This window comes from Streptomyces odontomachi (assembly GCF_024435355.1).
Taxonomy (GTDB): domain Bacteria; phylum Actinomycetota; class Actinomycetes; order Streptomycetales; family Streptomycetaceae; genus Streptomyces; species Streptomyces odontomachi.
Window position 1 is genome coordinate 1 of sequence record NZ_JAMJWG010000111.1, and the last position, 296, is coordinate 296.

Sequence of the window (296 nt, forward strand, 5' to 3'; positions counted from 1 at the left end):
CACGGTGATGCCCAACCCGGGCATGTTCGTCGAGTTCAGCAGGCAGCGCGGACTGGCGGCCGACGGCCGGTGCAAGGCCTTCGGAGCGGGCGCGGACGGCACCGCCTGGGCCGAGGGTGTGGGTGTGCTGCTGGTGCAGCGGTTGTCGGACGCGCGTCGCGAGGGTCGGCGGGTGTGGGCGGTGTTGCGGGGCAGTGCGGTCAACCAGGACGGCGCGAGCAACGGTCTCACCGCACCCAACGGCCCGGCCCAGCAGCGGGTGATTCGGCGGGCGTTGGTGCAGGCGGGGTTGGGGT

1 protein-coding gene is annotated in these 296 nt (G+C 73.3%); it reads left to right on the forward strand.

Annotated features, from left to right (window positions below; genetic code table 11):
• The coding region (locus NQO67_RS43595; RefSeq protein WP_305127009.1) for a beta-ketoacyl synthase N-terminal-like domain-containing protein at positions 1-296 on the forward strand (296 nt) is incomplete at both ends.